The sequence below is a fragment of the Xanthomonas albilineans genome (assembly GCF_002939705.1).
GTDB lineage: Bacteria > Pseudomonadota > Gammaproteobacteria > Xanthomonadales > Xanthomonadaceae > Xanthomonas_A > Xanthomonas_A albilineans.
The window spans coordinates 18,863-28,036 of the sequence record NZ_MDCB01000024.1 but is presented as its reverse complement, the minus strand read 5'-3'; the positions used below and the strand labels follow the sequence as shown (position 1 = coordinate 28,036).

Genomic DNA, 9,174 nt, shown 5'->3' with positions numbered 1-9,174 from the left:
GCCGAGGTGCTGCGGGTGGAGCAGGTGGGCATCCACGACAACTTCTTCGCCTTGGGTGGGCACTCGCTGTCTGCATCGCAACTGATCTCGCGTATTGCCAGGGATATGGCGATCGATCTGTCCCTGGCCATGCTGTTCGAGCTGCCCACGGTAGCGCAGCTTAGCGAATCCCTCGCCAGCCATGCCCGCGACAGTGATTGCGATGTCATCCCCACAAGCACCGAGGAGGCGACCATTCCGCTTTCCACTGCGCAGGAGCGCATGTGGTTCCTGCACAAGTTCGTGCAGGAGACGCCGTACAACACCCCGGGTCTCGCCTTATTGCAAGGCGAACTGGACATTTCGGCCTTGCAGCTAGCATTTCGCTGTGTGCTAGAACGGCACGCCGTGCTGCGTACCCATTTCGTGGAAACCGAGCAGCAATGCGTACAGGTCATTGGCGCAGCAGAGCAGTTCGTGCTGCAGCTTAGGCCGATTCGCGACGAGGCTGATCTGCATGGCCTATTGCACACAGCCGTCAGCGAACCCTTCGATTTAGAACGCGAGCTGCCATTGCGCGCCCTGCTGTATCGCCTGGACGACCGGCGGCATTACCTAGCAGTGGTCATCCATCACATCGTCTTCGACGGCTGGTCGACCTCAATCCTGTTTCGTGAGCTGGCCACGCACTATGCTGCATGCCGCCATGGCCAATCCGCGCCTTTGCCACCGCTGGAGCTTAGCTATGCCGATTACGCACGCTGGGAGCGTGCGAGGCTGAACCAGGAAGACGCGCTGCGCAAGCTCGAATATTGGAAAACGCAGCTTGCCGATGCACCGCCGCTGGTGTTGCCCACGACCTATGCGCGGCCGGTTTTCCAGAACTTCAATGGCGCGACTGTGGCGCTTCAGATCGAGCCGCCGCTGCTGCAACGCCTGCAGCGTTTCGCCGACGCACACAGCTTTACATTGTACATGCTACTTCTGGCAGCACTGGGCGTCGTATTGTCGCGCCATGCCCGGCAGAAGCATTTCTGCATTGGCAGTCCGGTCGCCAATCGCGCCCGAGCCGAGTTGCACGGTTTGATCGGTTTGTTCGTCAACACCCTGGCGGTACGGCTCGATTTGGACGGCAATCCCAGCGTGCGCGAGCTGCTCGAACGCATCCACTGCACCACGCTGGCCGCCTACGAGCACCAGGATGTGCCGTTCGAAAGAATCGTGGAAAGCCTGAAGGTACCGCGCGATACCGCGCGTAACCCGCTGGTGCAGGTGATGCTCAATTTCCAGAACATGCCAATGTCGGCGTTCGACCTGGATGGTGTCCAGGTGCAGGTGCTCCCCATGCACAACGGCACGGCCAAGTGCGAGCTGACCTTCGACCTGCTGCTGGATGGCTCACGCCTATCCGGTTTCGTCGAATACGCCACTGGGCTGTTTGCGCCGGAATGGGTCCAGGCGCTGGTACAGCAATTCAAGTGTGTGCTGGCGGCATTGGTGGAACGGCCGGAGGCATCGCTGAATGATTTGCCCATGGCGCCCAACGAGGCGCAACCGGCGTCGCCGGCATTGATGAAGCATGTCGCGCCGAGCTTGCCCAACTTACTTGAGGCTATGGCGGCCAATGATGCCGCACGCCTCGCCTTGCAAGCGCCGGAAGGTGCGCTCAGTTACGCTCAGCTAATCGAGGCAGCAAACGAGTTCGCCTGGCGTTTGCGGTGCGAGCACGCCGGTCCGGACAGAGTCGTTGCCCTGTGCCTAGCGCCTTGCTCCGCCTTGGTGGTTGCTTTGCTGGCCGCTTCATTATGCGGTGCGGCGAGCGTGCTGATCGATCCGACGACGACTGCCGAGGCGCAATACGACCAGTTGTTCGAAACGCGGGCCGGCATCGTGGTGACCTGTTCTAGCTTGCTGGAGAAGTTGCCGCTCGACGACCAGGCTGTAGTGCTGATCGACGAGCAAGCTGCAGAAGCGACGCCGCGTTTGATGCATTTCACCGACGATCCAGCTTTGCCCGCAATGCTGTATTGTGTGTGTGACGAAAAGGGGCGAACCCGCACGATCATGGTCGAAAGCGGCAGTTTGTCGAGTCGCCTGCTCGATAGCGTGCAGCGTTTCAGTCTCGAACGCACCGATCGCTTCCTGCTGCGCAGCCCGCTTTCTGCCGAACTGGTGCATACCGAAGTACTGCAATGGTTGGCGGCAGGCGGCAGCCTCAGCATCGCACCCATGCATGGCGATTTCGATGCCGCTGCCTGGCTGGAGACCCTCGCGACGTACGCGATCACCGTGGCCTACCTGGCTCAAGTTGAATTGACCGAGATGCTGGCGCATCTGCAAAACCATCCTCTTGAGCGCAACAAGCTGGCTGGCTTACGCGTGCTGGTGGTGCATGGCGCGCCCTTGCCGATCGCGCCGCTGATGCGCCTAGACGCGTGGTTGCGAGAGGTGGGCGGTTCCGCACGGATCTTCGCCGCCTACGGGAATGCCGAGTTCGGTGCCGAAATATTGAGCCAGGATGTCAGCGCTGCATTGCAAGCGGGTATTGGCGCTCAATACAAGCATCGCCGTGGTCTGTTCCCGTTGGGTGCCAACTCGATGTGTCACGTGGTGCAGAGCAACGGCCGCATCGCGCCCGACGGCATGGTTGGTGAATTGTGGATCACACAGCCAGCCTGCTTGTACAAAACTGATGCATTGGTGCGTCGCCTGGCAAATGGGCAACTGGAATGGTTGGGCTCCCTCGATGTCCAGTCGCGTATCGATGATCCCCGCATCGATCTGTGCGTCGTGGAGGCACAACTGCGCTTGTGCGAAGACGTCAGCGAAGCGGTAGTGCTGTATGAGCCGTTGAAGCGCTGCTTGGTAGCCTATCTCTCGCCCCGTAGCACAGCTGCAATCATGACCGACGAGACGCTGGCCAGGATCCGCCAGGCCCTGAGCGAAACCTTGCCGGATTATCTACTGCCTGCAATCTGGGTGCCGCTCGCGCACTGGCCACGCTTACCCCATGGGCGGGTCGACCTCGGCGCCTTGCCTGCACCGGATTTCGATCTTGCGCGGCATGAGTCGTACATAGCGCCACGCACAGCCGTCGAACAGGCCGTGGCCGAAATATGGCAACGCGTGTTGAAGCGTACCCAGGTCGGCGTGCATGACAATTTCTTCCAGCTGGGCGGCCATTCGGTGCTGGCGATCCAGCTGGTGTCCGGCTTGCGCAAGGCTTTGGCCATCGAAGTGCCGGTCACCCTGGTGTTCGAGGCGCCGATACTGGGGGCGCTGGCGCGGCAGATCGCCCCCTTGTTGGTCAGCGAACGGCGTCCGCGCCCGCCTGGCCTGACGCGCCTGGAGCATACAGGGCCGATTCCGGCTTCGTATGCACAGGAGCGGTTATGGCTGGTGCACGAGCATATGGAGGAGCAGCGAACCAGCTACAACATCAGTAACGCAGCGCATTTCATCGGAGCAGCCTTCAGCGTCGAAGCGATGCGTGCCGCATTGAACGCGCTGGTGGCGCGGCACGAAGTGCTGCGCACACGCTTTCTTTCGGAGGACGGGCAGCTGCAACAGGTGATCGCTGCCTCGTTGACGCTGGAGGTGCCGGTACGCGAGGTGTCGGCCGAGGAGGTCGACCTGCTGCTGGCCGCGAGCACGCGGGAGACTTTCGATCTGCGGCAGGGGCCCTTGTTCAAGGCACGCATCCTGCGCGTGGCGGCCGATCACCATGTGGTGTTGAGCAGCATCCACCACATCATTTCCGACGGCTGGTCGCTGGGAGTGTTCAACCGTGACCTGCACCAGTTGTACGAGGCGTGTTTGCGCGGCACGCCCCCCACACTGCCGACGCTGGCGGTGCAGTATGCCGACTACGCGCTGTGGCAACGGCAATGGGAGCTGGCGGCTCCGCTGTCGTACTGGACGCGGGCACTGGAAGGCTACGACGACGGCCTGGACCTGCCCTACGACCGGCCGCGCGGCGCCACGCGGGCGTGATGCGATCTGGCAACGCACCCAGAACCTAGACGCGCAACTGGCCTATTGGCAGGCTATGTTGCACGACTACGACGACGGCCTGGAGCTGCCCTACGACTATCCGCGTCCGCGCAATCGCACCTGGCACGCAGCGGTCTACACACACACCTATCCGGCTGAACTGGTACAGCGCTTTGCCGGCTTCGTACAGGCGCATCAGTCGACCTTGTTCATCGGGCTGTTGGCCAGCTTCGCGGTCGTGTTGAACAAATACACCGGCCGGGACGACTTGTGCATCGGTACCACCACGGCCGGGCGCACGCACCTGGAGCTGGAGAACCTGATTGGTTTCTTCATCAACATCTTGCCTTTGCGCTTGCGCTTGGACGGCGATCCGGACGTTGCCGAAATCATGCGGCGAACACGGTTGGTGGCGATGAGCGCGTTTGAGAACCAGGCGCTACCGTTCGAGCACCTGCTCAACGCCCTGCACAAGCAACGTGACACCAGCCGGATTCCGCTGGTTCCGGTGGTGATGCGTCATCAGAACTTCCCGGACACGATCGGCCACTGGAGCGATGGCATCCGTACCGAAGTGATCCAGCGCGATCTGCGTGCCACCCCCAATGAAATGGACCTGCAGTTCTTCGGCGGCGGTACGGGGCTTTCGGTCACAGTGGAATACGCGGCGGAGCTGTTCTCAGAAGCGACTATTCGCCGCCTGATCCACCATCACCAACTCGTCTTGGAGCAGATGTTGGCGGCCCATGAAAGCGCCACGTGCCCCTTGGATGTTGCCGACTAGCAAAAGCCGGCCGCCGTCACCCGTTCATCGATAGCGAGGGCAATCATGGATTCAGCGTTACCTACATCTGCATTTACCTTCGATCTCTTTTACACCACGGTTAACGCCTACTATCGCACTGCCGCAGTCAAGGCGGCGATCGAACTGGGGCTATTCGATGTGGTGGGGCAGCAGGGCCGAACTCCCGCAGCCATCGCCGAGGCCTGCCAGGCGTCGCCGCGCGGCATTCGCATCCTTTGCTATTACCTAGTATCGATCGGTTTTCTACGCCGCAACGGTGGCCTGTTCTACATAGATCGCAACATGGCCATGTACCTGGATCGTAGTTCGCCCGGCTACCTGGGCGGCAGCATCAAGTTCCTGCTCTCGCCCTACATCATGAGCGCCTTCACCGATCTGACCGCCGTAGTCAGGACCGGCAAGATCAACCTGGCGCAGGACGGCGTGGTGGCACCGGATCACCCGCAGTGGGTGGAATTTGCACGCGCGATGGCACCGATGATGGCGCTGCCCTCGGCGTTGATCGCCAATATGGTGTCGTTGCCCGCTGATCGGCCGATTCGTGTGCTGGACGTGGCAGCCGGCCACGGCCTGTTCGGCATCGCCTTCGCGCAGCGCTTCCGCCAGGCTGAAGTGAGCTTCCTGGACTGGGACAACGTGCTAGATGTAGCACGCGAAAACGCCCAGGCGGCCAAAGTGGCCGAGCGAGCGCGTTTCCTGCCCGGCAACGCATTCGACCTGGATTACGGCAGCGGCTATGACGTGATCTTGTTGACCAACTTCCTGCACCATTTCGATGAGGTCGATGGCGAGCGCATCTTGGCTAAGACGCGCGATGCGCTGAACGACGACGGCATGGTGATCACTTTCGAATTCATCGCCGACGAAGAGCGTTCCTCACCGCCGCTGGCCGCCACCTTCAGCATGATGATGCTGGGCACCACCCCGGCGGGCGAGTCCTACACCTATAGCGACCTGGAAAGGATGTTTCGGCATGCCGGCTTCGGCCACGTGGAACTAAAATCGATACCGCCGGCCTTGCTGAAAGTGGTGGTTTCCCGCAAGAGGGCCCCATAATGATCGAATCGGCGACATCCCCTGTGGCGAAAACCGAGCGCATCTGGTGCACCGAGCTGGACCTGGATGCACTCAACGCCATGTCGGCCAACACGATGCAGGCCCTGCTCGGTATCCGCATGATCGAGATCGGCTCGGACTATCTGGTCTCCTGCATGTCGGTGGACTGGCGTTGCCACCAGCCCTATGGGGTATTGCATGGCGGCGCATCGGTCACCCTGGCCGAGGCTACCGGCAGCATGGCGGCCTCCATGTGCGTGCCGGCCGGCCAACGTTGCGTTGGCCTAGACATCAATGCCAACCACATCGCGAGCATCTCCAGTGGCCAAGTACAGTGCATCGCGCGGCCGCTGCACATAGGGGCCTTGACCCAGGTATGGCAGATGCGCATCTATGACGAAGGTGACCGCACGATCTGCGTGTCGCGTCTGACCATGGCGGTATTATCGGTGCACGTCGCGCGCGTATCCCCGAATCCAGCCAGCAGCGGAGTCCAGACGTGAACGAAACTGCAACTGTAACCAAGGCTACCCTCAGTTCAGCGAAGGCGAGTACAACGCCAGCCTGCGTTCACCAGTGGTTCGAAGCGCAGGTGAGTTCGACACCGGATGCGCCTGCTGCCTTCTTAGGCGAGCGTCGAATGAGTTATGGCCAGCTCAACACCCGCGCCAATCGGCTTGCACGGCTGTTGCAGTCACAGGGCGTTGGGCCTGGTGCCCGGGTCGCGGTGTGGATGAATCGCAGCCCCGAATGCCTGGCCGCTTTGCTGGCGGTCATGAAGGCCGGGGCAGCTTATGTACCGATCGACCTGAGCCTGCCGATCCGACGTGTCCAATACATCTTGCAGGACAGCCAAGCCCGGCTCGTACTGGTCGATGACGAAGGGCAAGGCCGCCTGGGCGAACTTGAGCTGGGCGCGATGACTGCCGTCGATGTCTGCGGCACTCTGGACGGCGACGAGGCGAATCTGGACCTGCCTTGCGATCCGGCGCAGCCGGTTTATTGCATCTATACCTCCGGCTCCACAGGTAGCCCCAAGGGCGTGCTGGTACGGCACAGCGGGTTGGCTAACTACGTGGCCTGGGCTAAGCGGCAATACGTTACGGCTGACACGACGAGTTTCGCCTTTTACTCCTCGCTGTCGTTCGATCTGACCGTCACCTCGATCTACGTGCCCCTGGTGGCTGGCCTGTGTGTGCATGTGTACCCGGAGCAGGGCGACGACGTGCCGGTAATCAACCGCGTGCTGGACGACAACCAAGTAGACGTGATCAAGCTGACACCCTCGCACATGCTGATGCTGCGCAACGCGGCACTGGCGACGTCGCGGCTGAAGACGCTGATCGTGGGTGGCGAGGACCTGAAAGCGGCGTTGGCGTACGACATCCATCAGCGGTTCCGCCGCGATGTGGCGATCTACAACGAATACGGTCCTACCGAAACCGTAGTGGGGTGCGCGATCCATCGTTACGATCCGGCGACCGAACGCGAAGGCTCGGTGCCGATTGGTGTGCCGATCGATCACACCAGCCTCCACCTGCTCGATGAGCGTCTGCAGCCGGTCGCACCGGGCGAGGTCGGCCAGATCCACATCGGTGGCGCGGGCGTGGCCATCGGCTATGTGAACAAGCCGGAGATCACCGATGCGCAATTCATTGACAATCCCTTCGAAGGCGGCGGCCGGCTTTACGCCAGTGGCGACCTAGGACGCATGCGTGCCGACGGTAAGCTTGAATTCCTTGGCCGCAAGGATTCGCAGATCAAGCTGCGCGGCTACCGCATCGAACTGGGCGAGATAGAGAACGTTCTGCTTGGCCACGCAGCCTTGCGCGAATGCATCGTGGATACCACCGTGGCGCCGCGCCGCGACTATGACAGCAAGAGCTTGCGCTATTGCGCGCGTTGCGGTATCGCTTCAAATTTCCCCAATACCAGCTTCGACGAGCACGGTGTCTGCAACCATTGCCACGCCTACGATAAATACCGGAACGTGGTCGAGGATTATTTCCGGACCGAAGATGAGCTACGTACTATCTTCGAGCAGGTCAAGGCGCACAACAGGCCCCGCTACGACTGCCTGGTGGCTTTCAGCGGCGGCAAGGACAGCACCTATGCGCTATGCCGCGTAGTGGACATGGGCCTGCGCGTGTTGGCGTACACCCTGGACAATGGCTACATCTCCGACGAGGCCAAGGCAAACGTCGACCGCGTCGTGCGCGAGCTGGGGGTGGACCATCGCTATCTGGGTACTCCACACATGAACGCCATCTTCGTGGACAGCCTGCATCGCCACAGCAACGTCTGCAACGGCTGCTTCAAGACCATCTATACGCTGGGTATCAACCTGGCGCACGAAGTGGGCGTAAGCGACATTGTAATGGGCCTGTCCAAAGGACAGCTGTTCGAGACGCGCCTGTCTGAGCTGTTTCGCGCCAGCACCTTCGACAACCAGGTATTTGAGAAGAACCTGATGGAGGCGCGCAAGATCTACCATCGCATCGACGACGCGGCGGCCCGCCTGCTGGACACCTCTTGCGTGCGCAACGATCGCTTGCTCGAAAGTACGCGTTTCATCGACTTCTACCGCTACTGCAGTGTCAGCCGCAAGGACATGTATCGCTATATCGCCGAGCGCGTAGGCTGGAGCCGTCCGGCTGACACCGGCCGCTCGACTAACTGCCTGCTCAACGATGTGGGCATCTACATGCACAAGAAGCAACGTGGCTATCACAACTATTCGTTGCCCTACAGTTGGGACGTGCGGGTAGGCCATATCCCAAGGGAAGACGCGATGCGCGAGCTGGAGGACACCGACGATATAGACGAGGCCAAGGTACTGGGCCTGCTCAAGCAGATCGGCTATGACTCAAGCCTGATCGATACCCAGGCGGGCGATGCGCAGCTGATCGCCTACTACGTGGCGGCGGAGGAACTGGATCCGGTGGCGTTGCGCAATTTTGCTGCTGCGATCTTGCCCGAGTACATGCTGCCTTCGTATTTCGTGCGGCTGGACCGAATGCCGTTGACGCCGAATGGCAAGGTGAACCGCCGAGCATTGCCGAGGCCGGAGTTGAAGAAGAACGCCAGCGAGGCGCATACCGAGCCGAGCAGTGCGCTAGAGCAGGAACTGGTGCAAATCTGGAAAGAGGTGCTGATGGTCGACAAGGTCGGCGTCAGGGACAACTTTTTCGAGCTGGGCGGCCACTCGCTGAGCGCGCTGATGTTGCTCTACAGCATAGCCGAGCGCTACCAGAAGATGGTCAGCATCCAGGCATTCTCGGTTAATCCGACCATCGAAGGTCTGTCGGAGCATCTGGTCGCATAGAAAGGGCAAGGACCTC

5 protein-coding genes are annotated in these 9,174 nt (G+C 61.0%); all 5 read left to right on the top strand.

Annotated features, from left to right (window positions below):
* Window positions 1-3,972, top strand: a 3,972-nt coding sequence (locus tag XalbCFBP2523_RS14995; protein WP_146084105.1) for a condensation domain-containing protein, incomplete at its 5' end; no start/stop codon positions are given.
* 55 nt (window positions 3,973-4,027) lie between these two features.
* A complete protein-coding gene (locus XalbCFBP2523_RS14990; protein ID WP_104629990.1) occupies window positions 4,028-4,756 on the top strand; it encodes a condensation domain-containing protein in 729 nt (242 codons plus the stop codon).
* Window positions 4,757-4,801: 45 nt separating this feature from the next.
* A complete protein-coding gene (locus tag XalbCFBP2523_RS14985) occupies window positions 4,802-5,833 on the top strand; it encodes a class I SAM-dependent methyltransferase (protein ID WP_012916036.1) in 1,032 nt (343 codons plus the stop codon).
* Complete coding sequence (locus XalbCFBP2523_RS14980; protein WP_012916037.1) at window positions 5,833-6,336, top strand: hotdog fold thioesterase; 504 nt, start codon at window positions 5,833-5,835, stop codon at window positions 6,334-6,336. The genes XalbCFBP2523_RS14985 and XalbCFBP2523_RS14980 overlap by 1 nt, the downstream gene beginning before the upstream one ends.
* The gene (locus XalbCFBP2523_RS14975; RefSeq protein WP_080928095.1) at window positions 6,333-9,158 is read left to right on the top strand and encodes an amino acid adenylation domain-containing protein; all 2,826 of its coding nucleotides are present in this window, start codon (window positions 6,333-6,335) and stop codon (window positions 9,156-9,158) included. Before XalbCFBP2523_RS14980 ends, XalbCFBP2523_RS14975 begins: the two co-directional genes overlap by 4 nt.
* Window positions 9,159-9,174 lie beyond the last annotated feature (16 nt).